Origin of the sequence: Streptococcus sp. VTCC 12886, assembly GCF_049893425.1 — a bacterium.
GTDB lineage: Bacteria > Bacillota > Bacilli > Lactobacillales > Streptococcaceae > Streptococcus > Streptococcus suis_AA.
On record NZ_JBMVJB010000006.1, the window covers coordinates 34,014 to 59,144 of the forward strand.

Annotated in this window: 28 protein-coding genes and 1 pseudogene; 8 read left to right on the top strand and 21 right to left on the bottom strand. The window is 40.9% G+C overall.

Annotated features, from left to right (window positions below):
* Window positions 1-128 precede the first annotated feature (128 nt).
* Complete coding sequence (locus tag ACPC57_RS02975; RefSeq protein WP_217374777.1) at window positions 129-434, top strand: DUF3270 domain-containing protein; 306 nt, start codon at window positions 129-131, stop codon at window positions 432-434.
* Window positions 435-458: 24 nt separating this feature from the next.
* Here the strand turns inward: ACPC57_RS02975 and nmlR are convergent, their stop codons facing one another.
* From nmlR to ACPC57_RS02990, 3 genes and pseudogenes are all read right to left on the bottom strand, one after another.
* A complete protein-coding gene (gene nmlR / locus ACPC57_RS02980; RefSeq protein ID WP_434065914.1) occupies window positions 459-869 on the bottom strand; it encodes a stress response transcriptional regulator NmlR in 411 nt (136 codons plus the stop codon).
* Window positions 870-956: 87 nt separating this feature from the next.
* Window positions 957-1,423, bottom strand: a pseudogene (locus ACPC57_RS02985) (phage tail protein).
* 144 nt (window positions 1,424-1,567) lie between these two features.
* On the bottom strand, window positions 1,568-2,503 hold the full coding sequence (locus ACPC57_RS02990) for a manganese-dependent inorganic pyrophosphatase (protein WP_217374775.1): 936 nt from the start codon (window positions 2,501-2,503) through the stop codon (window positions 1,568-1,570).
* A gap of 136 nt (window positions 2,504-2,639) precedes the next feature.
* On the opposite strand from ACPC57_RS02990, the gene ACPC57_RS02995 reads away from it, so the two are divergent.
* A complete protein-coding gene (locus ACPC57_RS02995) occupies window positions 2,640-4,337 on the top strand; it encodes a M3 family oligoendopeptidase (RefSeq protein ID WP_217374774.1) in 1,698 nt (565 codons plus the stop codon).
* A gap of 30 nt (window positions 4,338-4,367) precedes the next feature.
* Here ACPC57_RS02995 and ACPC57_RS03000 read toward each other — a convergent pair whose 3' ends face one another.
* Window positions 4,368-4,715: a winged helix-turn-helix transcriptional regulator gene (locus ACPC57_RS03000; RefSeq protein ID WP_130555611.1), complete on the bottom strand. Its 348-nt coding sequence runs from the start codon at window positions 4,713-4,715 to the stop codon at window positions 4,368-4,370.
* Between the two features lie 142 nt (window positions 4,716-4,857).
* Between ACPC57_RS03000 and ACPC57_RS03005 the strand changes: the two genes are divergently transcribed.
* On the top strand, window positions 4,858-5,700 hold the full coding sequence (locus tag ACPC57_RS03005; RefSeq protein WP_217374773.1) for a VOC family protein: 843 nt from the start codon (window positions 4,858-4,860) through the stop codon (window positions 5,698-5,700).
* 50 nt (window positions 5,701-5,750) lie between these two features.
* Here the strand turns inward: ACPC57_RS03005 and pflA are convergent, their stop codons facing one another.
* The 3 genes from pflA to ACPC57_RS03020 all read right to left on the bottom strand — a co-directional run bounded on the left by pflA (window position 5,751) and on the right by ACPC57_RS03020 (window position 8,646).
* Window positions 5,751-6,542, bottom strand: coding sequence for a pyruvate formate-lyase-activating protein (gene pflA / locus ACPC57_RS03010; RefSeq protein ID WP_024391193.1), 792 nt, complete (start codon window positions 6,540-6,542; stop codon window positions 5,751-5,753).
* A 123-nt stretch (window positions 6,543-6,665) separates the two neighbouring features.
* Window positions 6,666-6,854 carry a dihydrofolate reductase family protein gene (locus ACPC57_RS03015; RefSeq protein ID WP_274504636.1) on the bottom strand — a complete coding sequence of 63 codons (189 nt, stop codon included), beginning with the start codon at window positions 6,852-6,854 and terminating at the stop codon, window positions 6,666-6,668.
* 454 nt (window positions 6,855-7,308) lie between these two features.
* Window positions 7,309-8,646, bottom strand: a complete 1,338-nt coding sequence (locus ACPC57_RS03020; protein ID WP_289649149.1) for a hemolysin family protein — start codon at window positions 8,644-8,646, stop codon at window positions 7,309-7,311.
* 134 nt (window positions 8,647-8,780) lie between these two features.
* Here ACPC57_RS03020 and ACPC57_RS03025 point away from each other — a divergent pair, with 134 nt between their 5' ends.
* On the top strand, window positions 8,781-9,563 hold the full coding sequence (locus ACPC57_RS03025) for an ABC transporter ATP-binding protein (RefSeq protein ID WP_274504634.1): 783 nt from the start codon (window positions 8,781-8,783) through the stop codon (window positions 9,561-9,563).
* Between the two features lie 129 nt (window positions 9,564-9,692).
* Here ACPC57_RS03025 and ACPC57_RS03030 read toward each other — a convergent pair whose 3' ends face one another.
* The 3 genes from ACPC57_RS03030 to ACPC57_RS03040 are packed head-to-tail and all read right to left on the bottom strand — an operon-like array spanning window position 9,693 to window position 12,803.
* Window positions 9,693-11,714 carry a cation:proton antiporter gene (locus ACPC57_RS03030; RefSeq protein ID WP_434066293.1) on the bottom strand — a complete coding sequence of 674 codons (2,022 nt, stop codon included), beginning with the start codon at window positions 11,712-11,714 and terminating at the stop codon, window positions 9,693-9,695.
* A gap of 12 nt (window positions 11,715-11,726) precedes the next feature.
* The gene (locus ACPC57_RS03035; RefSeq protein ID WP_434066278.1) at window positions 11,727-12,275 is read right to left on the bottom strand and encodes a tRNA (mnm(5)s(2)U34)-methyltransferase; all 549 of its coding nucleotides are present in this window, start codon (window positions 12,273-12,275) and stop codon (window positions 11,727-11,729) included.
* 9 nt (window positions 12,276-12,284) lie between these two features.
* Window positions 12,285-12,803, bottom strand: coding sequence for a TetR/AcrR family transcriptional regulator (locus ACPC57_RS03040; RefSeq protein WP_130554719.1), 519 nt, complete (start codon window positions 12,801-12,803; stop codon window positions 12,285-12,287).
* 121 nt (window positions 12,804-12,924) lie between these two features.
* On the opposite strand from ACPC57_RS03040, the gene ACPC57_RS03045 reads away from it, so the two are divergent.
* The 4 genes from ACPC57_RS03045 to nadE all read left to right on the top strand — a co-directional run bounded on the left by ACPC57_RS03045 (window position 12,925) and on the right by nadE (window position 16,830).
* A complete protein-coding gene (locus ACPC57_RS03045; RefSeq protein ID WP_434066006.1) occupies window positions 12,925-13,743 on the top strand; it encodes a cation diffusion facilitator family transporter in 819 nt (272 codons plus the stop codon).
* A 40-nt stretch (window positions 13,744-13,783) separates the two neighbouring features.
* On the top strand, window positions 13,784-14,428 hold the full coding sequence (locus ACPC57_RS03050) for a prepilin peptidase (protein WP_434066279.1): 645 nt from the start codon (window positions 13,784-13,786) through the stop codon (window positions 14,426-14,428).
* A gap of 104 nt (window positions 14,429-14,532) precedes the next feature.
* On the top strand, window positions 14,533-15,993 hold the full coding sequence (locus ACPC57_RS03055) for a nicotinate phosphoribosyltransferase (protein ID WP_434066280.1): 1,461 nt from the start codon (window positions 14,533-14,535) through the stop codon (window positions 15,991-15,993).
* Window positions 15,994-16,005: 12 nt separating this feature from the next.
* Window positions 16,006-16,830 (top strand): ammonia-dependent NAD(+) synthetase, encoded by an 825-nt coding sequence (gene nadE / locus ACPC57_RS03060; protein ID WP_217374765.1) that lies wholly within the window; start codon window positions 16,006-16,008, stop codon window positions 16,828-16,830.
* A 434-nt stretch (window positions 16,831-17,264) separates the two neighbouring features.
* Here nadE and ACPC57_RS03065 read toward each other — a convergent pair whose 3' ends face one another.
* From ACPC57_RS03065 to ACPC57_RS03115, 11 genes are all read right to left on the bottom strand, one after another.
* On the bottom strand, window positions 17,265-17,777 hold the full coding sequence (locus ACPC57_RS03065; RefSeq protein WP_217374764.1) for a VanZ family protein: 513 nt from the start codon (window positions 17,775-17,777) through the stop codon (window positions 17,265-17,267).
* A complete protein-coding gene (gene rlmN / locus ACPC57_RS03070; RefSeq protein WP_024391183.1) occupies window positions 17,774-18,886 on the bottom strand; it encodes a 23S rRNA (adenine(2503)-C(2))-methyltransferase RlmN in 1,113 nt (370 codons plus the stop codon). The genes ACPC57_RS03065 and rlmN overlap by 4 nt, the downstream gene beginning before the upstream one ends.
* Before the next feature lie 8 nt (window positions 18,887-18,894).
* Entirely contained in the window at window positions 18,895-19,548 is a 654-nt protein-coding gene (locus ACPC57_RS03075; protein WP_277836801.1) for a YutD family protein, read from the bottom strand.
* Window positions 19,549-19,831: 283 nt separating this feature from the next.
* Window positions 19,832-20,881 carry a SepM family pheromone-processing serine protease gene (locus tag ACPC57_RS03080; RefSeq protein WP_217374761.1) on the bottom strand — a complete coding sequence of 350 codons (1,050 nt, stop codon included), beginning with the start codon at window positions 20,879-20,881 and terminating at the stop codon, window positions 19,832-19,834.
* The gene (gene coaD / locus ACPC57_RS03085) at window positions 20,868-21,356 is read right to left on the bottom strand and encodes a pantetheine-phosphate adenylyltransferase (protein WP_217374760.1); all 489 of its coding nucleotides are present in this window, start codon (window positions 21,354-21,356) and stop codon (window positions 20,868-20,870) included. The genes ACPC57_RS03080 and coaD overlap by 14 nt, the downstream gene beginning before the upstream one ends.
* The gene (gene rsmD, locus ACPC57_RS03090; RefSeq protein ID WP_277836802.1) at window positions 21,346-21,885 is read right to left on the bottom strand and encodes a 16S rRNA (guanine(966)-N(2))-methyltransferase RsmD; all 540 of its coding nucleotides are present in this window, start codon (window positions 21,883-21,885) and stop codon (window positions 21,346-21,348) included. The genes coaD and rsmD overlap by 11 nt, the downstream gene beginning before the upstream one ends.
* An 87-nt stretch (window positions 21,886-21,972) precedes the next feature.
* Window positions 21,973-22,707: a hypothetical protein gene (locus tag ACPC57_RS03095; RefSeq protein WP_217374759.1), complete on the bottom strand. Its 735-nt coding sequence runs from the start codon at window positions 22,705-22,707 to the stop codon at window positions 21,973-21,975.
* A 32-nt stretch (window positions 22,708-22,739) separates the two neighbouring features.
* On the bottom strand, window positions 22,740-23,126 hold the full coding sequence (locus ACPC57_RS03100) for a rhodanese-like domain-containing protein (protein ID WP_434066281.1): 387 nt from the start codon (window positions 23,124-23,126) through the stop codon (window positions 22,740-22,742).
* Complete coding sequence (locus ACPC57_RS03105) at window positions 23,123-23,344, bottom strand: YqgQ family protein (RefSeq protein ID WP_024396172.1); 222 nt, start codon at window positions 23,342-23,344, stop codon at window positions 23,123-23,125. Before ACPC57_RS03105 ends, ACPC57_RS03100 begins: the two co-directional genes overlap by 4 nt.
* 117 nt (window positions 23,345-23,461) lie before the next feature.
* On the bottom strand, window positions 23,462-24,061 hold the full coding sequence (locus tag ACPC57_RS03110) for a response regulator transcription factor (protein WP_130554732.1): 600 nt from the start codon (window positions 24,059-24,061) through the stop codon (window positions 23,462-23,464).
* On the bottom strand, window positions 24,058-25,122 hold the full coding sequence (locus ACPC57_RS03115; RefSeq protein ID WP_434066282.1) for a sensor histidine kinase: 1,065 nt from the start codon (window positions 25,120-25,122) through the stop codon (window positions 24,058-24,060). The genes ACPC57_RS03110 and ACPC57_RS03115 overlap by 4 nt, the downstream gene beginning before the upstream one ends.
* Window positions 25,123-25,131 lie beyond the last annotated feature (9 nt).

The window sequence follows — 25,131 nt, forward strand, 5'->3', positions numbered from 1 at the left end:
GATACCCAACTAGTTGATTTTAATATTTAGACTTTTCTAATTTATTCCTTGTAATAGTTTTGTAACATAAATGTCATAAAAACACAGTAATGTTATGGTATCCTTGTTGGAGCAGTAAAGGAGACGATATGGCACAAAGACACTATCAGTCCCATGAATACCAGTACGAAGAGTATATCCCAAAAGAGCAACAAGCAAGTTACCAAACTTATCAAGCAAGAAATACTACGAATTATCGCGTTAAAGAGTTAGTATTTTTTATCAATATTGTTTTGTTTAGCTTACTAACAGTGATTTCAAGCTATATTTACCTGTCTTTAGGTATGCCAGTTTTTGTCGCATTTACCTTAGCAAGTGTAACAGGCTTTATCGGGCTTCGTTTAATTCAGATTGGACTTAAAAAGAAATTTAGACCGAAACAGACACATAAATAGAACAAAAAATAGTAGAGCGGAGGATCATTCCCCGCTCTTTTTGCTTGCCCTTCTCCCCTCATCAAACAATTCACTTTCTTTTCCTCTTAAAATGGTTCGATAATTTTCAATTTTATAATCCAAACGGTCTAAAGCTTCCTGAATTTCCACCAATCGTGACCGCAATTCTTCCTGCTCTTCTTTTAGTAAATCGATCCGAGCTTCCACTGTACTATCTCCAGCCTGCACCAAGCTCATATACTCAATCAAGCGCTCAATCGACATACCCGCACTCCTAAAACAGCGAACAAATTCCAAGATGGCTATATCATTTTCCGCAAAGTCCCTCACTCCAGAAGATTTTCGTGCAATTTTGGGAACAAGCCCTATCCGCTCATAATAACGAATGGTATCAGCTGATAGACCAGTCACTTCACAAACTTCTTTAATGTTCATATTCATTCTCCCTTAGTTTTGTATATCTATTATATAGCTTTAAGTCAAGTATGGAGAAAAAATCTGGGTTTCCCCAGATTTTCTACCCTATAAATAATCACCCTTGACAACAAAGAAAGTGCCACGAATCTCGCCTGCTAGTTTGGAGCGTTGGCGGGTAAACTTGAATTTTCCTTCAAATTCTTTGGGTATTTCAATGCCGTCTGACAATTTGAAACAGACCGCTCGTTTGCCACCTTCTTCAAGCGTATAGAGGACATTAACTGCCAAGCCATTGTCATAAAAAACAAAAGATCAGAGTATACTATCTACTTCAAGTTGGGCTACATTGAGTGGAGTATAAGGAAAAACCATGTCCCGCTCTGCTAATACTTTCTCGATAATGGGCAGGATTTCAGGTTTCTCATCTGGTGTGTAAACCACATACTCCTCTGTTTGTATTTGTTCCAGAAGTAGCGAGCTTCATTGGCCCGCAATCCTGCAAGAACATCTGCCACTATACTTGCCTCTAAGCCTGTCGTCTCTACTTCTTTAAAATTCACTGTATATGACATGAGTTTCCTTTCAATAAAAAAAAGCACCCGAAGGTGCTAGGCAATGCCAATTACCGAATCAATATGGAAGCAATGTCCTGTAAGCATAGGTTTAGTAATGAAAATCAGGGCAAACAACCACAAAGATAATCGGTAAGTGGGCAATTATGCATTAAAAGCATCTGTTAATTGCGGTACAACTTGCTTCTTCCGTGAAACGGCACCTGCAAGGAAAGCGTGGTTGTTTTCCAACTTGAAGTTAAAGGCAGCTTCCACCTTGTCCATGTTACTACCGAGCGCAACGATTTCAGAGTTTGAGTTTACGATGTCCGTAATCATCAATACGAAATCACTGTATCCTTCTGAAACGATTGCCGCTGTCATGGCAACTTCGATTTCTTCTTGACGCTCCAAAACTTCTGCAATATCAACTGTATTGACTTGGGCTACACGCACATTGCTTCCATTTAAAGCAAATGTTTTTGCATCAATATTAATCAATTCTTCTGCTGACTTGCTGGCTAGGTTGGTGCCTGCTTTCAAGAGTGCCAAGCCGTATTCTTCCAAGTTCACACCGGCAATTTCAGCCAACTCAGCCGCAACTTGTGGATCTGTTGCATGAGTAGTTGGAGATTTGAGCAAGAGTGTGTCTGAAATCAAACCTGATAAAAGAAGTCCGGCTACTTCTTTTGGAGGTGTTACTCCGTTTTCTTTAAAGGCACGGTAAACGATTGATGATGCTGAACCTACTGGCTCCAAACGCATATATAATGGATTTGCAGTTTCAAAGTTTGCAACACGGTGGTGATCAATAACAGCTGCTACTTCCACTTCCTTGATGTCTGCGATCGATTGTTGAAATTCATTATGGTCTGTCAAGATGACTTGGTTAACACCTTCTGCCTTAGCAGACTCAACCACGCGCGGTGCAGTAACTCCAAAATACTCAAGCGCAAAAGCAGTTTCTTCATTTGGTGTTCCTAATGCTACAGCTTCCGCATCACGACCAAACACTTCACGCTCCAAATGAGCCCACCCGTATGATGATGCAATGGCATCAGTATCAGGATTTTGGTGACCAAAAACTAAAAATTTAGACATGTCTACAACCTCATTTTCTAATAATCTTCTACATTTTACCATAAATAGAAAGACTTGTGAACATGGACGGGTCGGGATTTGCCAAACGTTTTCAAAAAGAGTAAGATAAAAGGTAACAATGCAAAAGGAGAACTATATGAAATTTTCAGACTATACCTACATACGTCCTGATTATACAGCGATTAAAGCGCAATTTTCTGACCTAACAGAACAGTTAGCTCAAGCTAGTGATTTGGAAACGACTCGCACACTTGTGATAGCTACTACAAAATTGCTCAACTTAATCGATACCCAGTACAATCTTTGGATGATCCGTCATACCATTGACATGAACGATGAGTTTTACAACGAAGAAACTAAATTTTGGAACGAGTATTATCCTTTATTTGAAGAATTGACAACCAACTACTATCGTGTCATTGTCCAAACACCGTACAAGGTTGAATTGGCAGATATTTTACCTGAAACTTTCTTCATGCAGGCAGAGAACAAGCTCAAGACTTTCTCATCTGATGTGATTCCCTTGTTCCAAAAGGAAAACGAATTGACCGATGAATACAGTAAATTGATTGCTGGTGCAGAGATCAATTTCCAAGGTCAGACCTACAACCTGGCCCAAATGGGGCCATTCGGTCAATCAACCGACCGTGATGTCCGCAAGGCTGCTTCTGCTGCTACAACCGCTTTCTTTGAAAGCAAGGAAGCTGATTTCGACCGAGTTTACGATGAATTGGTCAAAGTCCGCACGGAAATTGCCCACAAACTTGGCTTCAAGGACTATGTGGAATACAGCTACATCAAGATGAACCGTTTTGATTACAATCGTGATATGGTCAAGGTTTACCGTGAAGAAATCCTCAAACATATCGTACCGATTGTGCAAGATCTTCGTCAACGCCAAGCCAATCGATTGCAGGTGCCAAGCCTCAAACACTACGACCTCAACCTTGAGTTCTTGGACGGAAATGCTGTTCCTCAGGGTGACCCTGACTTTATCGTCAGCCAAGCCCAAGACATGTACCGTGAATTATCCGCAGAAACAGGCGAATTCTTTGATTTCATGATTGAGCATGAACTCTTGGACTTGAAAGCAAAACCAGGCAAAAACAGCGGTGGCTACTGTACCTATATCCCTGACTACAAAAGCCCATTCATCTTCTCTAACTTCAACGGAACAAGCGGTGATATTGATGTTTTGACCCACGAAGCAGGTCACGCTTTCCAAGTCTATCGTTCCCGTTGGATCCAAAGTCCAGAAGTTGTCTGGCCGACCTATGAAACCTGTGAAATCCACTCTATGTCTATGGAATTTATGACTTGGCCGTGGATGGACCGTTTCTTCAAGGAACAAGTCGATAAATATAAATTTACCCACTTGGCAAGCGCCCTGCTCTTCTTGCCTTACGGTGTCTTGGTGGACCACTTCCAGCACGAAGTCTATGAACATCCAGAAATGACACCAGCAGAACGTAAGGCGACTTGGAAAAAACTCCAAGACCTCTACTTGCCAGACCGTGATTATTCTGAGTCAGAAGCCCTCAACCGTGGTATCTTCTGGTACCGTCAAGGGCACATCTTTGCTAGCCCATTCTACTACATTGACTACACCTTGGCCCAAGTCTGTGCCCTACAATTCTGGAAACGTACGCAGGTAGATCACGATGAAAATGCTTGGGAAGACTACATCCGCATCTGTGATTTGGGCGGCACCAAGTCCTTCTTGCAAGTGGTTGAAGCCGCAAACCTCCAATCACCGTTCAAAGAAGGCGCCCTTGAAAGCACAGCCAAAGCTGCCGCTGATTGGTTAGATGCAGTTAAGGATACCGACTTATAAAAATACAAAAATCTGAATGAATCAAGTGGCTCATTCAGATTTTTTTGATTTGACAAAGTTGATGTATTTATCCCCGAAAGTTTCAATTTGCTCCAAGACCAATCTAAATTCCTGACCAATCTCGCTCAGTTCATACTCGACCTTTGGCGGTACTTGTGCATAGACCTTGCGTGTGATTAAGCCATCTTCTTCCAATTGACGCAACTGCTTGGTTAAGGTTGCTTGTGAAATGCCAGTCAATCGACGATGCAATTCATTAAACCGAATCGGTCCGTCCTCAATATGATGCAATAATAAAATATTCCATTTTCCAGACAAGACTGTCTGTGTAGCTAAATAAGGACAGGCATAGATATTATTGATATGATATTTTGGCATGTTTTTCCTCCCTCTTTCTATTGAAAATACCCATTACTTTAGAAAAAAATAGTAACCATTTTATAAAATCGTACTTGTGTTTTTTAATGTATCTGTTACAATCATACCATAAACTGAATGAATAAGAAAGTCAGGAATTACGATGTACAACTCACATTTTGAACTGGGCCATGTCGCCCTCAACGTCCGCGATTTAGAACTCCAAAGCCAGTTTTACCAACAAGTCTTGGGGCTGAAAGTCCTCTCCCAAAGCCCTAAACAGATTGACCTTGGCGTTGAAAAAAACATCCTTATCCGCCTGATTCAGACAGAGCAGAAAGACGAAGTCCACCACAGCTACGGACTCTACCACTTGGCCATTGTCCTACCTAGCCGCGAAGACCTTGGGACCATTTTTCGCCACTTTATCGACAATAAGATTCCCCTCCAAGGGGCCAGCGACCACGGTTACAGCGAAGCCATTTACCTAGCCGACACCGAAGGCAATGGCGTTGAGATTTACCGCGACCTGCCTCAAGACACTTGGGATGTCCGCCCAGACGGCCGCATCGTCGGCATTACTGAGCCTATGGATGCTGAAACGATCTATGCTTTAGGGAAAAAAGCTGACGCAGCCTATCAAATGCCAGCTGGCAGTCGCATGGGGCATGTCCATCTGTCTGTCCGAGAAAGCGCTGCTTCTAGCCGGTTTTACCAGGAGGTCTTAGCTGTCGAGGATAAATTCTCCGTCCCATCTGCAGCCTGGTTAGCTTCCGGCGACTACCATCACCACCTAGCTGTCAACGAATGGGGAGGAAAAAATCTGAAAACCAGACAAGAAGGCATGCCAGGACTTGCCTACTATACGGTCATCTATTCCAATCCAGAAGCTTTTGAAGCAACCTTGAATCGTGCCATTGTTGCAAACCTAAACCTTCACAGACTAGACAATAGCGCAGCCTTTGTTGATGTGGATGGCATTAAAACAAAATTAATCTTAGAATAAAAAAAAGAACAGGAAATGCTCCGGCACTTCCTGTTCTTTTTATTAGTATTTTATCCCTTAATTCGATTCAGATATTCTTGATAAGTTTCAGTCTCCATCAAGGCTTTAGCATTTTCCACTCTAGCTCGTGTTGGAGGTTTTGTTCCCTCAAGTGGATATGGACGACCAAGTTCACGCCACTTAAATTCACCAAGATTGTGGTATGGCAATACCTCAAAACGTTCTACATTGTTTAAAGTTTTGACAAATTTACCAAGCTCAATCAAATCTTCATCTCGATCAGTTAAATTTGGTACCAAAACGTGACGAATCCAAACAGGTTTTCCAATGTCGGATAAATAACGAGCACATTCCAAAATGGTTTTATTACTGTGTCCAGTCACAACTCGGTGTTGTTCAGGATTTATTTCCTTAATATCAAGAAGCACCAAATCTGTCACTTCCATGAGACGATTGTATTTTTCCAAATATCGCTCCGTTGAACGGAAGGTTAAGGCACAGGTATCCAATGTGGTATGGATGCCTTTTTCTTTTGCAAGAGTGAATAACGCAATCAAAAAATCAATCTGAATGGTAGCTTCACCACCAGAAACAGTTATTCCGCCTTCCTTTCCCCAAAACATACGAAACCGAAGTGCCTCATTTAACACATCCTCTGCAGTACGCTCCGTCGCAGCAGGGTTGACCAAATCCCATGTATCTGGATTGTGGCAATATTGGCAACGCATATGGCAACCTTGCATAAAGACAACAAAACGTACACCAGGACCATCAACGGAACCAAAACTTTCTGTTGAATGAACCAAACCAGTTACTTTACGATAATCAACCTCTGTCATAATCTTTCCCTCACAACTTTATGCCTCTAGTATAACACAAAAATGGAAACGCTTCTATTATTGACTATCTGCTTCATTCGGCAACTCTCTATCCTTTCGTATCCGGTATGTCAGTCCAAGCACTTCCTATTCCATTATTTGAGTGTCTACTAATTCAAGGTGCTCTTCTATCCCTTCAAACAATTGTAGGCCACTCCCAAAAATGACTGGCGACACAGTCAATTCCAAAACATCAACTACGGTTTCTTTCAGGAGAAATTTAGTCAGACGAGGGCTTCCTAAAACTAAAATATCGCTAGCATTTTCTGTTTTCAAATATCGAATTTTTCGGTAATCTGTTCATGAATCAAAGTTGAATGATTCCATGCAATTTATTGTAACGTTCTTGAACAAACAATTTTTTCAACCGCGTCTATCCAGGCAGCATGAGCACGTTCATGCTCACTTCCTTCTCCTCATTGTTCAACATATTTGGCCAATACTGGTACATCATCTCATAGGTTGCTCTTCCCCATAATATCGTATCTGCATTGGCAGTCACCTGTTTGGCAAACTGCTCAAGTTCTACATTCTAGTGGACAAAACCAATGTCCATAGCCCCATTTGGTCCATCAGCAATCCCATCCAAGGATGTGTGTAAAAAACAACTAAATTTCTCATCCAATCTTCCTCTATCATTCATTTTCTAAAGATTAGTGTAACATATTTACAAGACGATGCTCAATGATAATGTTGATCTTAGAAAAGAATAAAAAAAGAAAGACCAAAACTAGTCCTTCTCTTCGTTCTCATCATCAAGTGGGGTGATGAGAATTTTCAATTTTGTTACACGGCCATTTTTCACTTTGTCATTGACCATCACAATGTGGAAACCATTGTTGTCTAATTCGTAGGCTTCTTTTTCATCCTGACTTGGAATGGTTCCAAGCCCTGTCAAGTAAAATCCTGCAATGGTATCAACATCATCACTACTCAAATCCAAATCAAAGTACTCGTTGAAATCATTCAAGGTCATACTGCCTTGGACAATGAACGTATTCTCCGCAATTTCACGCACAAAGATTTCTGTTTTGTCAGTTTCATCATCTATTTCCCCGACAATTTCTTCAAGCAGGTCTTCGAGGGTAACAATCCCTGATACGCCACCATACTCATCTAGTAAGATGGCCATTTGATTTTGAGTATTTCGAAAAGACTTCAGCAAATCATCCACAAAAATCGTCTCAGGAACAAATAGTGGTTCCTGCATAATACGGCGAATATTTAACTGATCGAATCCATTTTTGAAACTTTCAGCAAGAATTTTTTTGGTATGAATGAGGCCAATGATATTGTCTTTATCCCCTTCGTAAACAGGTATTCGAGAAAAATTTTGGCGAATAATTTCTTGCATGATGACGTTAATATCATCTTCGATATTTACCATGAAAGCATCTGTACGCGGTACCATGACTTCACGAGCCATCATTTCATCCAAATTGAATATTCCCTGAAGCATTTCGATTTCTTCAGCATCTAAGGTTTGTTCGCTCTTGGTTAAAATATACTCAATCTCATCTCGAGTCATTTGCTCATCTGCATCATCGAAATTCATAGGCGTAATACGACTAATCAAGTTTGTCGAAGCTGATAACAACCAGACAAAAGGACTTACAATTTTTCCAAGAAAAATAATGACTGGTGCTGTGACAACTGCCAAGTTTTCTTTCATATTCATGGCAATTCGCTTCGGATACAATTCACCAAGAACAATTGATACATATGTCAGCATCGCCAGAGCTAGCCAGTAACCAGCTGTCTGAGCTGTCGCAGAATTTCCCATCCATTTTGCAAACACAGCCCCTAAATCATTGGCCAAGCTAGCACCAGAAAGGATTGAAATAAAGGTGATTCCGACCTGAATCGTAGATAAGAAATTGTTTGGATTTTCTAACACCGTCAAAAGACGAACAAACTTCTTCTCCCCTTCTGCAGCTTTTTGTTCAACTCTCGAACGATTAAGGGAAACTAGAGCCATTTCAGATGCTGAGAAAAAGGCATTGAACAAGGTCAATAAGAATAAAATAGATAGTTGTAAATAGATGGTCTGACTACCAGGGTCTTCCATGATGTTCTCCTATAATAAAATTTATAACATTTCAATTATACCATAAAATCTGAAATATACCATATATCTTGTTAAAAATTCTCAATTGCCGACAGTTTTATGATACAATAATCAAAAGGAATAGGAGATAAGCAATGATTCTTTCATTGAAACATGTCTATTATAAGAGACAGGGTAAAATAATTTTAGAAGATATAAACTGGGAATTTCAACAAGGAGAACGTTGGGCAATTTTGGGTCTCAACGGTGCTGGCAAGTCAACACTCCTGCGTATTCTAATGGCAGAATTTTGGAAAACCTCTGGTGATTTGACAGTATTAGGGGTTGAATTTGGTAAAGGTGACATACCCAGTCTTCGTACGAAAATTGGTGTTGTCGGTTCTTTTCTAGCAGAACGATTTCCCATTGACCTAACTGCAGAACAAATCGTATTGACAGGTAAATATAAGTCCTCCATCCTATATCGTGAATATGGGCAAGCGGAGCTCAACGAAGCAAAAGCTATGCTTAAGTCTATTAAGGCTAGTCACCTAATTGGTCGGACTTATGCGAGCCTTTCACAGGGTGAACGCCAACTCTTGCTCATTGCCCGTAGCCTCATGGAATATCCAGCTATTTTGATATTAGATGAAGCAACCGTTGGACTTGACCTATTGGCACGCGAGCGCCTCCTTCATCATATCGATTCTATCTGTCAACTCCCAAATGCTCCTGCCATCATCTATGTCACCCACCACGCAGAAGAAATCACAAACAACTTTACTCACGTCCTCCTTCTAAAAGAAGGAAAAGTCTTGGCACAGGGACCAAAACAAGAAATTCTAACTCCTGCCCTGCTCAGTGATTTTTATGGTAATCAAGTTGAATTGATTGAACTAGGAGACGAGCGATTGTTCATCAAGCCAATTCTTAACTAGCACAATTCAAATGAATCAGATAAGAAAAGACCTAGAATGTTGGAAATTCACTCACAGGTTCTAGGCCTTTTCTTATACTCTTATTTATCATTTTATCACCCGCTCGTGTCTGATTCAATATCCATACATTTAAAAATAATCAAACTCCGTCAGCGCATAACTTTCTAGTTGGTTAATATTGCGCCGCATTTGCTTGGCTGCCATTTGTGATAAATGACCATACTTTTCATATTCTGCAACCACTTTTCTTTCTAAATAATACCCTCGTAACAGATCATCTAAACTTTCGGGTTTCATCCGTCCGATAACATCTTCCACCTTGATTCCTGCATGAATCAATTGAGCTTGGTATAGGTAGAATTCTTTTAGCCGCTGAATGTATTCAGCAGAGAACCTCAACTGATTTTTCTCTAAAAATTGAATAATCTCTGCGGTATTGGCCAAGAATAATTCAGACAATGCTGGATCATACTCATTCTTTTGAGCAGTCGCATCCTGATTCCTTTTCCCTAAACTAGTTCCGATACTAATCCATTCATGATACCACTTATTGATGACCCTTCGACTGATTAGCCATAAGTATTTGAAGGTTGGAACCAGGTCACGATTAATATCCTGTTCCAATGTTCTTAAATAGTTTTGATAGTGACGGTAGGAAGACAAACTGAGGTGTTCTTTCGCAAATACAGTCTCTAACCCCTTCTGTTCAATTTCTACCAATTTCAACCTTAAACTGGCCACCTCTTTCCGCATGTCTACAGACATCAGCTGACGATGAAGATGTTCTATCCGCCTATAATATTGACCAATTACAACATAAATACCATTTGGATTTGCGGCATCATCAATATCCAGTTCCAATTCGTTGACCACCACTTGCAGAATAGAGATTCGGACAGAACCTTCTAAAATCGGAGACTCGTTCTTCTGTTTTGCAAACCTTGGTAAAACGACTAAGCCCGCCAAAAAACTCAACAGGGTCACCATTCCGACAGTAAATAGAATCAGACTGTAAATCAAACTATCAAATTCTGGTAACAACAAAATCGTAGCAATAGAGACCGACCCTTTTATCCCTGAAAATGTTAGAATCCCCAGCTCATGCATACTATAAACACTCTTAGAAGACCTTGCTTTTCGATAAGCATTCAAGCAGAGTAAACCAATAAAGCGTAGCAGAAACAGACTAATGGTTAAGAGAATAACTATCCCTAACAAGTGACCATTACTAATCAATGGATTCCTCAAAGCAGGCTGAATGATTCGAGTAAATTCGTACCCAAAAACAAGAAAAACCAACCCATTCAATGAGAAATTTAGAGTATCCCAAACAATTTGGTTCACACGATTTACACGCGCATCAAACAAAGTCATTTTTTTCAACTGCTTCGATTGAAACAGACCTGCAATGACCACTGCAATAATTCCAGAACCACCGATATAGGTAGCCACAAAATAAGCCAGTAAGGGTAATGAAAGTTCGAGCAACAGAACTCCAGGAATATCGGCTACATCCAATTTTTCAAGTAATGAAACCAAACCACGATGACCAAAAGCAAGAAAAAGTCCTGCGAGCATTCCACCGACAAGTGCCCATACAAACTGAGTACCTGCGCTCACGAAGGAAAAACTACCAGTTGTTAAAGCCAAAATAGCAAATTGAAAAACAACAAGTCCACTCGCATCATTCAGCAAGCCCTCTAGGGTCAAAATGGTTTCTAATCGTTTTGGAAAAGCAAAGCGATTTGATAACACTAAAAAGGCTACAGCATCAGTAGGCGCAAGTGCAGCCCCAAGGGCAAAACTTGCAGAGAGAGGAACCTCTACTGGTAATAAGTAGCCAGCCAAAGTTCCGATTCCCAAGGCTGTTAAAAAGACCAACGGAAAAATTAGGAAGGCAATAACTTTCCAATTTTCCATCAAGTCATCGACATTACTTTGCTGACCCTCTCTAAAGTTTAAGGGAGCAATAACTAAAGCAAGGAACAATGAAGGATCTAGGGCGAGATTCCCGACTCCAAATAGTAGACCTGCACCAACTCCCAATAAAACTTGAATAAATGGAAGTGGAAATTTGGGATTTAATCGATAAATGGTATTGGAAATAACTAATAGGATTAAAAATATAATGATTTGAACAAAACTTGTAATACAATCACCTCCTTAATTGTTGTTGATACGTTCTATCATCACCAAAAACGGTGGAGTATTGACTTGGTTCAGCGGTTTATAAAGCATGGCAGTAAAGACGGTCTGGTCCAGCTGACTGACAAAGTCTAAGACCACATCCTTTTCTACTGCTCCGCCCTCGTGGCCATAATAAATCATGATAGCAAGACGACCACCAACAACCAGTCGATCTAGGACTTTTTTGATGGCTTGAAGGGTGGTTTCAGGCAAAGTAATGACTGACTTATCCGCTGAAGGTAGGTAGCCAAGATTAAAAATAGCTGCCTTACATTGATCCACAAACTGATCTAGGCTTTCGTGTCCTGTCAAAACCAATTGGGCATTGGTCAAGCCAGCTTTTTCTAGTTTTTCAGCCGTTGTGTTCAAGGCTTGTTCCTGAATATCAAATGCCACGACCTTTCCTGCTCGCTGAGCTAAGAATAAAGTGTCATGTCCATTTCCCATAGTCCCATCGACAGCAAGGTCTTGGTCTGTTAAAATCTCATCTAAAAAGGCATGTGCCATATGTAATGGTCTAAGCATATTTTCTCCTTAGGCTAATAATTCCAAAAAGTAAGTTGTCAAGGTCACTTCATCTACCTTTTTACGTTGTTGTAGCCACCAGCTGACGGTTTCCACAAAAGTAGTGACAACAAAATGCAGCAATAGGTCCTCTGGAAGACTCCGTTTATCCTGCATGTAATCTTCCATCACTTTTGGATAAATATCATGTTTGAGCTCTGTCTCTAATTCCTTTAAAAAATAGGTGTTACGTGATAACAAGAGGCTAGCTACTCGGTCTTGATTTGTCCGAAAATGTTTGAAAATATGCGCCAGCAAAACTGTTACATCACTATCTTCACGACCTGTAAACAAATGATGAAATAGGTCATGACAGAGTTCTTCCAAAAGAGCTTCCTTACTGGCATAATGGGCGTAAAAAGTAGAACGGCCAACATCTGCCTTATCAATGACATCCTGCACACGCATGTCATCATACCCTTTTTCGTTTAATAGGCTCAAAAACGCCTGAAAAATCGCCTTTCGTGTTTTTGCAATTCGTCTATCCATTTCTCGTACATTTCAAACATTATGTTCAAAAACAAACAAAATGTTTTACTTGTTTCTAGTTATTTGGCTCATTTAATAGCATAATGAACCTATAAACAGTATAACATAGAAAGGGTTTGTCATGTCGTCTAGTAAAAATACTTTCATTGCTTTTTTGCTGAATCTTTCTTTTTCTATCATTGAATTTATCTTTGGAGCACTCTTTCACTCCAGCGCCATTTTAGCAGATGCTGTCCATGATTTTGGGGATGCTCTAGCCATTGGCAGCTCCGCATTGATGCAGACCTTCGCAAATAAACCAGCTGATAGCACCTATCCCTTTGGTTACAAGAGATGGAATATTTTGGCAGCACTCTTGACCTCAAGCATTCTAATTACCGGTTCTAGCCTAATTCTTGTGGAAAACATTCCCAATCTTTTCCATCCCCAACCTGTCAACCAAGATGGGATGCTAGTACTTGGAGTGATCGCTATCATCATCAATTTCGCCGCTTCCCGTATTTTAAAAAATGGCCATAGCCATAATGAATCCATTCTTAGTTTGCACTTTCTAGAAGATATTTTAGGATGGCTGGCGGTCATTCTTGTCTCCATTATTCTCCAATTCACTGATTGGTACTTCCTTGATCCCCTACTTTCAATCATTATTTCTCTATTTATCCTTAGTCAGGCCCTCCCTAAGGCATGGAATAATCTGAAAATCTTTCTTGAACAAACTCCGTCTGGAATAAAGAGTGATGAACTGGCTCTTGAGTTGTTGTCTATACCAAATGTGGAATCCATCGTTCAACTTAAAGTATGGACAATGGATGGATATGAACATTGTGCTACACTGACTGTTAAACTTACTAACCATGCTTTGGCAGGAAAGACCAAAGAAAGAATACGGAATTCTCTTATCACCTATGGAATTCTCCAAATTACCATTGAAACGGTGTAACTTTCTCTTCATTTTCCAAATTGATTACGAATAAATAGGTATGAAGATCTGTATCCTATTTTTCCTCGGAGCTTCAATTGGCTCCTTTTTGGGACTGGTCATTGACCGGTTCCCTGAACAATCCATTATCCGACCATCTAGTCATTGTAGTTCTTGTAAGAAGCGACTCAAGGTTTGGGACCTGATTCCCATTCTTTCTCAGCTTTCAACCGCATCCAAATGTCGATATTGCAAGGTAAATATTCCCTATTGGTATGCTGGACTAGAATTCTTAACTGGTCTTACTGTCCTGCTCTGCCATTTTCAACTCCTAAGCCTAACTGAAACCATACTCATCCTTGCAGGGCTGGTTTTGGCCATTTACGACATCAAGCATCAGGAATATCCTTTTGCCGTCTGGCTCGTTTTTACTTTTGTAGCTCTGTTACTCTCCCAGCTTAACTGGCTCTTTTGTTGCTTTTTAGCCTTGGCTTTTCTGACAGAGAAATGGCAGCTCAATATCGGTTCGGGTGATTTTCTATATTTGGCTAGTCTGTCCCTAATTTGTGGCTTGACTGAAATCCTATGCATTATTCAAATCAGCTCACTCTTAGGCTTATTCGTCTTTACAATTTACAAGCCAAGATCCATTCCTTACATACCATTCCTTTTTCTTGCGAGTATTTTCGTCATTCTGTGCATCTAAATCGAGTTTTTCTCGATTTTTTTGTTATAATAGTAGGCATATTAGCGTTCAGTTTCAATAGTAACTGAATCGTCTTCACTTAGGAAGGCAAGAGGAGAAATCTTATGACACTATTTCAGGATGACAGTTTGATACTGCACACCGACCTTTATCAAATCAATATGATGCAGGTCTATTTTGACCAAAATATTCACAATAAAAATGCCGTTTTCGAAGTATACTTCCGTTCTCAACCCTTTAAAAATGGTTATGCGGTCTTTGCAGGCTTGGAGCGCGTGGTGAACTACCTTAATAATCTTCGTTTTAGTCAAACAGATATTGACTACCTAACAGAATTGGGATATCCTCAAGATTTCCTAGATTATTTGGCTCAATTAGAAATGACCTTAACCGTCCGATCTGCAAAAGAAGGTGATTTGGTTTATGCGAACGAACCTATTCTCCAAATCGAAGGTCCTTTGGCACAATGCCAATTGATTGAAACAGCCTTGTTAAACATCGTCAACTACCAAACACTCATTGCTACAAAAGCTCGTCGTATCAAGGCAGTTATTGAAGATGAGCCATTGATGGAATTTGGAACCCGTCGTGCTCAAGAAATGGATGCTGCAATTTGGGGTACACGGGCAGCCTTTATTGGTGGAGCATCTGCGACTTCCAATGTTCGAGCAGGAAAAATCTTTGGCATACCTGTAGCTGGTACCCATGCTCATGCCTTGGTTCAAACCTATGGTGATGATTACAAAGCATTCAAAGCCTATGCGGAAACACATAAAGACTGTGTCTTCTTAGTAGACACCTATGATACACTACGCGTTGGTGTTCCAGCAGCCATCCGAGTTGCAAAAGAGATGGGAGACAAGATAAACTTTAAAGGAGTCCGTATCGACTCTGGGGACATGGCTTACATTTCTAAAAAAGTTCGTCAACAATTAGACGATGCTGGATTTACAGATGCAAAAATTTATGCCTCCAATGATCTTGATGAAAATACCATTTTGAACCTAAAAATGCAAAAAGCAAAAATTGATGTCTGGGGTGTGGGCACAAAACTCATCACTGCTTATGATCAACCAGCATTGGGAGCAGTCTATAAGATTGTATCCATTGAAGACGAAAACGGAAATATGCGCGATACCATTAAGTTGTCTTCCAATGCTGAAAAAGTATCTACTCCAGGTAAAAAACAAGTGTGGCGAATCACCTCTAAAGAAAAAGGGAAATCTGAAGGAGATTACATTACCTTCGCTGATACAGATGTCACTCATCTAGACAGTATCTACATGTTCCATCCAACCTACACCTACATCAATAAAACCATTGAAAACTTTGAAGCACGTCCACTTCTCGTTCCTATTTTTGAGAATGGCAAACAAGTTTACGAGTTGCCAAGTTTGGCAGAAATTCAAGACTACGCCAACAAGGAAATTGATAAACTCTGGGATGAGTACAAGCGCGTACTTAATCCACAACTCTATCCAGTAGACTTGGCTCAAGACGTTTGGGATAATAAGATGAAGCTCATCAACAGTATCCGTCAACAAAGCCAGGCAAAAGCGATTTAAGGGGACTGACTCATGACTTTACAAGAAACAATCATCAATGAATTAGGCGTTAAACCTACTATTGACCCTAAAGAAGAAATTCGTCGCTCCATCAACTTTCTCAAAGACTACCTCAAAAAGCATCCTTTTTTAAAAACCTATGTTTTAGGAATCTCGGGTGGACAAGATTCAACCTTGGCCGGTCGCTTAGCTCAACTGACTATGGAAGAAATGCGCGCAGAAACAGGTGACGATAGCTACCAATTCATCGCTATCCGCCTACCTTATGGTGTGCAAGCTGATGAGACGGACGCCCAAGCAGCACTATCTTTTATCAAACCAGATGTCAGCCTAACCATCAACATCAAGGAATCAACAGATGCAATGGTAGCTGCAGTCAATGCAAATGGACTAGAAATGTCTGATTTTAATAAGGGAAATGTTAAAGCTCGCATGCGCATGATTGCCCAATATGCGATCGCTGGTGAACGCAAGGGAGCTGTCATTGGTACCGACCATGCGGCTGAAAACATTACTGGCTTCTTCACCAAGTACGGTGATGGCGGTGCAGACATCCTCCCCCTCTACCGCCTAAACAAACGCCAAGGCAAGCAACTGCTCGCTGAATTGGGGGCTGATGAAAAACTCTACCTCAAAGTTCCTACTGCTGACTTGGAGGAAAACAAACCAGGCCTTGCTGACGAGGTCGCACTTGGTGTCACATACAATCAAATTGATGATTTCCTTGAGGGAAAAACCATTGATGCTCAAGCGCAAACCATTATCGAAGGCTGGTGGAATAAGACAGCTCATAAGCGCCACTTGCCAATTACTATTTTTGATGACTTTTGGAAATAAACGAATAGCCCCTGACGATAGTGAACCGTCAGGGGTCATTTGTTACACTTATACTCTTCGAAGATCAAAACCAGACGCTGTTAACTTGATTTGATGACAGAAAAGCTCATGTAGAGGTTTTCAGCCTGTTCCCTTGAAATATAAAAGGAACAGAGTTCTATCTACATCTGCGTCGCCTAGTCTGATTGTGATTATCATTGAGTATTAATAGTAAAGTCTTCTTGCAATTTCCACCAACTGCTAGAATCGTACTGCTTTAACCGAGCTATTTAAAATATAGTCGAATGAATTAGCTTCCAGACAAGAAACTGAGGTGCAGGTTGCTAGAACAGCCTAAAAGCTGTTCTAGGTTGGAAATAAGACTCACGAAACAAGTCACTTTCGTAGAGTAAGGAAAGCCGAAAGTGATGATGTATCAAAGCTAATACATTCGACTATAATTTCCAGCCTTTAACAATCAGACGATAAAGCCCATAGGCTAATACTCCTCCTAAGGTATTGGTCCAGAGATCGTCCACTTCAAAAACACGTTGAGCATCAATCAGCAAGTCAAGTAACAACTGTGTACATTCAATAAACAGACTGAAACAGAATGTATAAGAAAGAACTGCTTTAAGGCTCCGCCATTCCTCCCGAAGAAAAAGAAGCAGAAAAACGAGAGGAAAGAGAAGAAAAATATTGGTCACATTTTGTAGGATAATCCAACCAAAGTCTCCTAGACTATCTACCTTGTCTCCATTGACAATACTATTAAACGGAGTTGGCAAAAGATACAGTCGGCCAATTTGAATAATTCCTGGGGTCGAGAAATCCTTATACTGTGGATACCAAGTCTGGGGCAGAAAACAGAGTAAAACAATAGCCAGAGCGTAAACCCAAGCTAAAGTTGTACAAGTCCGTCTTCCAAGCTTGGTCAAGTTGCCGTCTGCTTGGAATAATTTTCTCATGCACGAATACCTGCCTTAGCTTTTGCGGCTGCAATACGAGCACGCGCTTTTTCACGGTCTTTTTTGAGCGTATTGGAACGCAACTGACCACAGGCTGCATCAATATCTGTACCATGTTCCTGACGAACGACACAGTTGACCCCATTTTTCTTCAAAACATCAAAGAATGCCAAGGTCCGTTCCTTGGTTGAACGACTATATTGGTCATGCTCACTAACAGGGTTATACGGAATCAAGTTGATATAAGACAATTTACGAATATTCTTGGTCAAATCAGCCAATTCTTGAGCTTGTTCCACACCATCATTGACCTCGTTCAGCATTATATATTCAAATGTAACACGACGATTGGTTGTCTGAATATAATCTTCAATTGCCTCAAACAATACCTCAATGGGGAATTTACGGTTAATCCGCATAATGCTCGAACGAAGGTCATTATTTGGTGCATGTAGAGATACTGCCAAGTTCACTTGAACTCCCTCACGTGCGAAATCACGAATTTTTGGTGCTAAGCCAGAAGTAGATACCGTAATGTGACGGGCACCAATTGCCAAGCCCTTGTCATCATTCACAACACGTAAGAAGGTCATAACATTATCGTAGTTGTCAAGTGGCTCACCAATCCCCATCACGACAATATGGCTAACACGTTCATTTTGATTGCGCTCATCTAAGTATTTTTGTACCAACATAATCTGTGCTACAATCTCACCACTCGTCAAATCTCTTTGCTTAGGAATCAATCCAGATGCGCAGAAGGTACAGCCGATATTACAACCAACTTGAGTCGTTACACAGACTGAAAGTCCATAATGTTGATTCATCAACACCGTCTCAATCAGCATTCCATCAGGTAATTCAAATAAGTATTTGATAGTACCATCTTTGGACTCTTGTACAATTCGTTGTTTGAGTGGATTGACGACAAATTCTTCTTCAAGCTTTTCGATTAAAGATTTTGGTAAGTTGGTCATTTCTGCGAACGATTGGACACGGGACCGGTAGAGCCATTCCCAAATTTGAGTGGCCCTGAATTTCTTTTCTCCATTTTCAATAATCCAATCAACTAGATTGGCTTGTGTAAAGGCATAAATTGATGGTTTCATGTTTCTCCCTATTTTTGGCGGATGACAAATCCACGTTTGGCTTCATTCATTTCACGATGGTGCTGTTTCTTATCGTGTTTTTGCGCTCGCTCTTGTTTCTGTTGCTTGCCTGTGGACGGTTTATTGTTATTTACGGTAAAATGACGGCCCTGTTCTTTTGAAGTATCTGAAGTTGACTTAGATCGTTTTGGTTCATTACGGATGACTTTCTTGTCCTTCGATACCAATTCTTCTGTACGTTGTTTTTGTCGGTTTCGATTTCGACTACGGTGACGTTTGCGACTTGTTTTTTCTTCAGGTTCTTCTTCTAACTCTTGTGGATTTGGATTTTCAAGAACAAAGTAGGCACATCCAAAATTACAATATTCTGTTAAATAATCATCTAACCGCCCAATTTTTAAATCAGACTTGACTGGTTTCTCGTCACGATAAAACCCTTTTAACCGAAGTTGTTCATTTCCCCAATCTCCAATAATATAATCAAATTTCAACATGATGGGCGAAAAGCGTTGCCCAAAAGCCGTTTGATCAAAAGCATCTTTGAAATCATCAACAACATTGAGTTCAATATTCTCTGAAACAACCTTATTCCCAATACGTGCAAAACTCGGACCTGGAAATTTATTGTAATTATACATTTCAGGTGAAATCTCTTTCTTCATTGTTCCTCCTATCTAATGAAATATTCGTATATCTAACCTTATTATTATAACATGAAACCAGCTGAAATAGCACTCTTCAACCATTTCAGAGAAATTTCAGACGAATTTAATTTTAGTATGGTTGAATGAATTTGCTTTCCTGGGTGCCGTTAGCCAGAACAGCCTCTAGTATGTTCTAGGGTGGAAATATGACATGCAGTGCAAGTCACTTTAGTAGAGTACGGCAAGCCGAAAGGACGATGTATCAAAGCTAATTCAAATGACTGATGCAAAAAAGAGCGACTTACTCGCTCTTAGTACTCTTCAAATAATCAATGGCTTCTTGAACAGTCGTCACTGGTACGATTTCAATATCAGCATTGGCCTTTTCTGCTGCTTCTTTTGCCTCTTCATAGTTTGTCTTAGCTGTTGGATTCTTCTTCAAAATTTCTGGGTCCACTGGATTATTTGGAACAAAGAAAACACTTGCACCAGCATTAATCGCAGATAATACTTTTTTATCTGCTCCTCCGATGTCTCCAACGGAACCATCTTGTTCAATCGTTCCTGTTCCTGCAATAACACGACCATCACGCAAGTCTGGCTCAGCCAGCTGTGTATAAATAGCTAATGTAAACATCAGACCAGCACTTGGACCACCAATTCCTCCTGTTTGGAAATCAATCGGGACAGAACTTTTTACCTCAGTATGGTCTACTAGCGTGATACCAATTCCGTTTTTACCATTTGATAATTTGATAATTTTTCCGTGGGCAGTCTTTTCTTCTCCATCACTAACATAGCCAACTGTTACATCACTATCAAGTTCTAAGCCTGAAACATATTTAATTAGTTCCTGAGAAGATTCAAACGTTTGACCATTTATACTAACAACCGTATCACCGATATTCAATACATTTTTAAACGTAGAGTCTTCTGCCAAATCCAACACATATACCCCAAAGAAATCCATCTCCACATCCTTGCCAGCCAAGGTCAGTCCTTGATATTTAGCCATGTTTTGAGAGGTTTCCATATAAAATTGAGCTATCCGATAGTATTCTTCACTGTCTGCACCACCCGTCATTTCTTCTGCAGAAACAATATCTGCGTAGGGGTTAAACTGAGCAATCAGCAACTGTAAGGCTGTTGCCTGCAAGACCGATACATAGGTAAAATTATAAGAACCTGGCTCCTTATCTTCTTCATTGTTGACTGTCAATACTTCCCGAATATCCGAAGCCCCTCCAGGACTCTCAATATAATATGGTAGACGTACAAAAACGGAAAACCATATCAATAACGTCCCCATAATAATTGAAACAATCAATAGCCATTTCTTATTTTTCTTCATACTTTTTTATCTCCTCATTTACATCTGCAGGTACATATAAACCAATATCTTGTTTAAAATAGATTAACTCTCGAACCTGGCTGGATGATACGAACTTGAGCTCTGGCTTTGCAATCAAATAGATCGTTTCCAAATCTGGTGCTAGCTGACGGTTGTAAAAATCAAAACTAGATTCATATTCTAAGTCCGTTGCATTACGCAAACCCCTTACCAGATGGGTCACACCATATCTTTTGGCAACATCGACCACTAATTCATTTTCAACAAGAATGACCTCGATGTTTTCTAAGCCGGCAAAAAGTCTTTCCAAAATAACCAATCGTTCCTCACCCGTCATCAAGCCAGACTTTTTCGGATTGGTAAACACTCCGACATATAATTTTTCAAACAAGCCACTTGCTCGCTCAATGAGGTCCATATGTCCATTTGTAATCGGGTCAAAAGACCCTGTAAACATTCCAATTCTATCTGACATATACAGTTACCTTACTAATTCCATATACTTTTTCTTTCCAAATTCCGAGCTCTGCAATCTCTTCAGGAAGCTGGATGTTTTTATCCGTCTCACAGACAACCATCACTTCCTCTGCCAATAAGTGACGACGACAAAGCTCAGAGATGACTGCCTCAATTTCCTGCTCTGCATATGGCGGATCCAGAAAAACAAGGTCAAAAGTTCCACTCAATGTCACCAAGGCTTGCCTAGCATCCATTTGCAAGAGTTGAAATTTATCTGAATCCTTAGTCATCTGAATGTTTTCTTTGATAACAGCTTGTGCTTTCCGGTCACGTTCTACTAAGACTGCCTGATTCATCCCTCTTGATATCGCTTCAATAGACAAGCCACCGCTACCAGCGTATAAATCTAAGACTCGCCCACCCTCAAAATATGGACCAATCATATTAAACATGGCACCGCGAACTTTATCAGAAGTAGGACGTGTTACCTTCCCATCTAATGTTTTGAGCGGTCTTCCACCATAGATACCTGATACAATTCTCATAAACACCATTATAGCACAAATCAAATGAAAATCACTTAACTTTGGGAAAATAAAAAAGAGGAGAAATATCTCTCCCCATATTCATTTCTACCTCTGGGATTGGTCTTCTATTATCATTGAAGAATCTGCTGGAACCTCGGTTTCAGTAGAACTAGATGGCTCTACTGGTGTTGGTGTGCTCGGAACAACTACTTCCAAACTGCTTGGAGGAACGACTTCTGTTGGCGGAGAAAAACTCGACGATTCCACTGTAGAAGAACTGCTTGGAGGAGTATAAACAGACGAATTCCCTGGATCAACATAATTATAGGAAGGTTGGTAGTTATAGGTATCTTCCTGATAGCTTTCTGTACCTCCTGTAGTAGTTTCATCCAAGGTTGTAACTGTGGAGCTATCAGAAGTTTCCGAATTCTTCTGCTCTTCCGCTAATTTCTTCGCTGCTTCTGCTCGAACTAATTCAGCCTTCAATTTTGCCTTCTTAATCTCCTCAGCTTTTTTCTTCATGGCCTTATCAACAACATCTACGCGCTTTTGAAGTTCCTCTTTTACAGTCCCACCTGACAATTGATTAATCGCATCTTTTGCATGTTGGAGATTATCTTCTGTATTGGAAGACTCAAGCATAGCTACTGCTTCTTCAGCTACTTTTACATTTTCTTGGATAGTCGTTGGAACTATTGTTTGTGTTTGATTGGTGGAATTTAAGTGAACACCTACAAACCATACAATCCCAATACTAACGAGTAAAATTACCGAAATAAAAGTAAGTACACGCTCAGCAAGACTGGCATTTCTTAACAGTTCTTGGATTCTTTTCATCATTGTCCATCACATCTTTATAAAACGACGAAGGTTTATCTTCCAGCTTTCACTTTCCCATTCCATCCATTCAAACCATAGCTTAAAATATAGATCTCATTAAAGCCCTGTTTCTTCAAATGAAGGCCTGCTGGTGTTACCAACTGACCACGGTCATTTTCATAAATCAAAACAGGTTTATCTTTACGGAGAGCAGCTGTGCTCATTTTCAACTGTTGATATGGAATATTACGGGCTCCGAGAATGTGTTTTCTATTAAACTCACTTGGATCGCGTAAATCAATCAACTGACCACCATGGATTTTATCTGCAAATTCTTCATTATCAATTACAGATGCTGCACGACGTAGTCGCCAATAATTAAAGCCCATCCAGGCTCCCAAAACAATTAAAAATACTAAAAATACCCACAATGACTTCATTTTCTACTCTCCTTCAATTTCTGATACTCTAACTCCAAACGATGTTCACGCCTCAAAACAAGTTCAGCTTCCAAATAGTCCAATCGATCAAGTAAACCTGCCTGATAGACTCGATTGAGCTCAATCTGCATCATTTCAATGTCGTACAGACGGTTTCCCATATAAACAACGATACCAAAACGTTTGAGCAATTGTTGTACATCATAAAGTCTTTTCATAGAAAAATTGTAGCAGAATTTTAGGAGATTTTCAATAGAAAATTGAAGGCAGTTGCCTTTATCAACACGAAAAAACTACAATTCCACAATCCTTCCGCATATACTAAAGTCCCCAGCCTATAGATAACCCTTTTCCTGCGCAATTCTGACAGCAGCCGTACGATTTTCAGCACCTAATTTGGACAGGATTGAGGTCATATAGTTGCGGACCGTCCCGTCAGACAGGTGGAGCTGGCTGGCGATGTCCTTATTGGACAGCCCCTCTGCCACCAGCTTGAGTAGTTGACTTTCTAGGTTGGTCAAGAGACTGCGTTGGGTCAGGAGAATGTCCATCAACTCTGGTGAATATTCCTTCCGCCCCGCCAAGACTGTTTCAATGGTCCGCATGAGGTCTGCGATGGAGCGTTCCTTGAGCACATAGGCATCCACATCTGCCTTGACCGCCCGCTCGAAATAGCCCGGTCGCTTGAAGGTGGTCATGATGACAACCTTGACAGACAAGGCTTGCCCCCGCACCCATTCCAAGACATCTAGTCCCGTCTTTTCAGGCATTTCTATATCTAATAGCACCACATCTACTGGCTCTTTTTCCAAAAGAGCAATGGCCTGACTGCCATTTTCTGCCTGTAAAACAGCCTCAACCGCATCTTGAAAACCCAAGAGCTGACAGAGGGCGTCCCGCAGCATTGCTTGGTCTTCTGCGACTAAGATTCTCATTCTACCACCTCCTCAAGCGGAATTCGGATGGACAGGCGGGTGGGCTTGGCCAGAGAAAGAAATTCCAAACTTCCTTTCACCGTTACCAACCTGTCCTTTATGGTATGCAATTCCTGACCAGTCAACTGGGCAAAGCCCACACCGTTGTCTTCGTAGTGTAAAACCAACTCTTGCTGGTCATTTTCAAAAACCAAACGACATTTGCTAGCCTGGCTGTGTTTGAGTAGGTTGTTCGCCAACTCTCTCAGCACCATAGCCAGCTTATTCTGGACGGGCAAGCTGAGCTGCTCAGCTATTTCCACGCCCAAGACAACTAAGTGCACTCCTGCCAAGTCCAACATCTGCAGTAAAATCTGGAGTTCCTCTGCCACGGTGTGCTGCTTGAGGGACTGGACAATCTGGCGGACCTCCTGCATGGAGTCCTTAGCCAAGGTCTGAAGGTCTGCCAGCTCCTTCTTGGCCTGGTCAATCTGTTCGTGAACCAAGAGAGTCTGGACCAGCTCGGCCTTGACAGACAGCATGGCAAAGACATGACCCAATGTGTCGTGCAAGTCCTGACCGATACGGTTCCGTTCATTCTCAGCCAGCAGGAGATTGATGGACGCATTCTGCTCCTGTAGGCGTTGCTGAAGGGCTTCCCGCTTGGTCTCAATCCAACTGAAAATCAGCAAGGCCAAGCCGAAAAAGTGAATGACGAGGGCAAAGGCTCGCATTTCAAAGGGAACAGGTCCAAAGAGAGCCCATAGGATAATAGCTAGCAACAAAAGCCCGTAGGACACCGTCCGATAGGTCGGTCGATTCTCTTTATAATACCAGCCCAGCATATTGGACAGGTTGAAGATAAAGAGGGAAAATTGCAGATTACCCCAAAAACTCATGACGGCGATATAGCCAATCAGGTAAAACCAACCCAGCAGGGAATAGAGCTTATGGTCGGTGTAAAAGAGGGAGCAATAGACCAAGGCAAAGAGAATGGTCGCTAGGACAACTGCCGTCGGATTGGGACTATACTGGGCATAGTAAAAGGGAAAATAGAGAAAGACCATGCTCACGAAGAACATGAGCGGCAC

Bases quoted from the DNA above. Each gene is read 5' to 3' on its own strand.
- ACPC57_RS03025 (WP_274504634.1), top strand. From the start codon at position 8,781: ATGATTCTTTCATTGAAACATGTCTATTATAAGAGACAGGGTAAAATA.
- nadE (WP_217374765.1), top strand. From the start codon at position 16,006: ATGACTTTACAAGAAACAATCATCAATGAATTAGGCGTTAAACCTACT.
- ACPC57_RS03045 (WP_434066006.1), top strand. From the start codon at position 12,925: ATGTCGTCTAGTAAAAATACTTTCATTGCTTTTTTGCTGAATCTTTCT.
- nmlR (WP_434065914.1), bottom strand. From the start codon at position 869: ATGAACATTAAAGAAGTTTGTGAAGTGACTGGTCTATCAGCTGATACC.
- ACPC57_RS03005 (WP_217374773.1), top strand. From the start codon at position 4,858: ATGTACAACTCACATTTTGAACTGGGCCATGTCGCCCTCAACGTCCGC.
- ACPC57_RS03075 (WP_277836801.1), bottom strand. From the start codon at position 19,548: ATGAAGAAAGAGATTTCACCTGAAATGTATAATTACAATAAATTTCCA.
- ACPC57_RS03105 (WP_024396172.1), bottom strand. From the start codon at position 23,344: ATGAAAAGACTTTATGATGTACAACAATTGCTCAAACGTTTTGGTATC.
- ACPC57_RS03050 (WP_434066279.1), top strand. From the start codon at position 13,784: ATGAAGATCTGTATCCTATTTTTCCTCGGAGCTTCAATTGGCTCCTTT.
- rlmN (WP_024391183.1), bottom strand. From the start codon at position 18,886: ATGAAACCATCAATTTATGCCTTTACACAAGCCAATCTAGTTGATTGG.
- ACPC57_RS02975 (WP_217374777.1), top strand. From the start codon at position 129: ATGGCACAAAGACACTATCAGTCCCATGAATACCAGTACGAAGAGTAT.
- ACPC57_RS03110 (WP_130554732.1), bottom strand. From the start codon at position 24,061: ATGAGAATCTTAGTCGCAGAAGACCAAGCAATGCTGCGGGACGCCCTC.
- ACPC57_RS03000 (WP_130555611.1), bottom strand. From the start codon at position 4,715: ATGCCAAAATATCATATCAATAATATCTATGCCTGTCCTTATTTAGCT.
- ACPC57_RS03080 (WP_217374761.1), bottom strand. From the start codon at position 20,881: ATGAAGAAAAATAAGAAATGGCTATTGATTGTTTCAATTATTATGGGG.
- ACPC57_RS03020 (WP_289649149.1), bottom strand. From the start codon at position 8,646: ATGGAAGACCCTGGTAGTCAGACCATCTATTTACAACTATCTATTTTA.
- ACPC57_RS03095 (WP_217374759.1), bottom strand. From the start codon at position 22,707: ATGATGAAAAGAATCCAAGAACTGTTAAGAAATGCCAGTCTTGCTGAG.
- ACPC57_RS02995 (WP_217374774.1), top strand. From the start codon at position 2,640: ATGAAATTTTCAGACTATACCTACATACGTCCTGATTATACAGCGATT.
- ACPC57_RS03040 (WP_130554719.1), bottom strand. From the start codon at position 12,803: ATGGATAGACGAATTGCAAAAACACGAAAGGCGATTTTTCAGGCGTTT.
- ACPC57_RS03115 (WP_434066282.1), bottom strand. From the start codon at position 25,122: ATGTTCTTCGTGAGCATGGTCTTTCTCTATTTTCCCTTTTACTATGCC.
- rsmD (WP_277836802.1), bottom strand. From the start codon at position 21,885: ATGAGAATTGTATCAGGTATCTATGGTGGAAGACCGCTCAAAACATTA.
- ACPC57_RS03065 (WP_217374764.1), bottom strand. From the start codon at position 17,777: ATGAGAAAATTATTCCAAGCAGACGGCAACTTGACCAAGCTTGGAAGA.
- coaD (WP_217374760.1), bottom strand. From the start codon at position 21,356: ATGTCAGATAGAATTGGAATGTTTACAGGGTCTTTTGACCCGATTACA.
- ACPC57_RS03055 (WP_434066280.1), top strand. From the start codon at position 14,533: ATGACACTATTTCAGGATGACAGTTTGATACTGCACACCGACCTTTAT.
- ACPC57_RS02990 (WP_217374775.1), bottom strand. From the start codon at position 2,503: ATGTCTAAATTTTTAGTTTTTGGTCACCAAAATCCTGATACTGATGCC.
- ACPC57_RS03100 (WP_434066281.1), bottom strand. From the start codon at position 23,126: ATGAAGTCATTGTGGGTATTTTTAGTATTTTTAATTGTTTTGGGAGCC.
- ACPC57_RS03035 (WP_434066278.1), bottom strand. From the start codon at position 12,275: ATGCTTAGACCATTACATATGGCACATGCCTTTTTAGATGAGATTTTA.